This window comes from Burkholderia sp. Ac-20353 (assembly GCF_017104785.1).
Taxonomy (GTDB): domain Bacteria; phylum Pseudomonadota; class Gammaproteobacteria; order Burkholderiales; family Burkholderiaceae; genus Burkholderia.
In genome coordinates, this window is record NZ_JAAGPL010000498.1 from 1 (window position 1) to 1,219 (window position 1,219).

Consider the following 1,219-nt stretch of genomic DNA (forward strand, 5'->3'; position numbering starts at 1 on the left):
GGCCGTGGCCGCCGCCGCGCCACCTGCCGCTGCGCCTGCATCTGCGCCTGCCGCCAGGCCGCCTGTCGTCGTGATTCCGATCAGCGGCGCGATCGGGCCGGCCAGTGCCGATTTCATCGTCCGTTCGCTGAAGCGCGCGGAGAGCGAACACGCACCACTCGCGATCCTGCAGCTCGACACGCCAGGCGGCCTCGACTCGTCGATGCGGCAGATCATCAAGGCGATCCTCGGCTCGCCGGTGCCGGTCGCCGCGTTCGTCGGCCCGAGCGGCGCGCGCGCGGCGAGCGCGGGCACCTATATCGTCTACGCGAGCCACATTGCGGCGATGGCGCCGGGCACCAACCTCGGCGCGGCGTCGCCCGTGCAGATCGGCATCGGCGGCAGCGCGCCGGGCGGCAGCCCGCCTTCGCCGTCCGGCGCATCGGCCGCGTCGAGCGTGTTGCCGAGCGACACCGCGTCGACCGAAATCCGCAAGGCGATGCAGGACGCGTCCGCGTATATCCGCGGCCTCGCGCAACTGCGCGGGCGCAACGCCGCATGGGGCGAGCGCGCGGTACGCGAAGCGGTCAGCCTGTCCGCCGAGGAAGCGCGCACGCAGCACGTCGTCGACCTGATCGCGCAGGACGCGGCCGACCTCGCGCGGCAGGTCGACGGCCGCACCGTGTCGACCACGGCCGGCGCGCACAAGCTCGCGACAGCGCAGGCGCCGCTCCTCGTCGTCGAGCCGGACTGGCGCAGCCGCTTCCTCGCGATCATCACCGATCCGAACGTCGCGCTGATCCTGCTGACGATCGGCATCTACGGCCTGTTCTTCGAATTCGCGAACCCCGGCTTCGTGCTGCCGGGCCTGGTCGGCACGATCTGCCTGCTGATCGGCCTGTTCGCGATGCAGCTTCTGCCGGTCAACTATGCCGGCCTCGCGCTCGTGCTGGTCGGGCTCGCGTGCCTGATCGCCGAGGCGTTCCTGCCGACCTTCGGCGTGCTCGGCTTCGGCGGCATCGTATCGTTCTCGATCGGCGCGCTGATGCTGATCGATACCGACGTGCCGGGCTACGGCATCCCATGGCCGCTGATCGCGAGCCTCGCGCTCGGCGGCGGTCTGCTCGTCGCGGGCGTGTCGACCGTGGCGCTGCGCGCGCGGCACCGGCCGGTCGTGAGCGGCGCCGAGGCGATCGTCGGCAGCATCGGCGAAGTGCTCGACGACGGCTTGCGGCCCGAC

1 protein-coding gene is annotated in these 1,219 nt (G+C 72.1%); it reads left to right on the forward strand.

Features of this window, described 5'->3' with window-relative positions; all coding sequences use genetic code 11:
- Positions 1 to 4 precede the first annotated feature (4 nt).
- A partial coding sequence (locus tag G3N94_RS41565; RefSeq protein WP_346778779.1) for a nodulation protein NfeD occupies positions 5 to 1,219 on the forward strand: 1,215 nt, incomplete at its 3' end.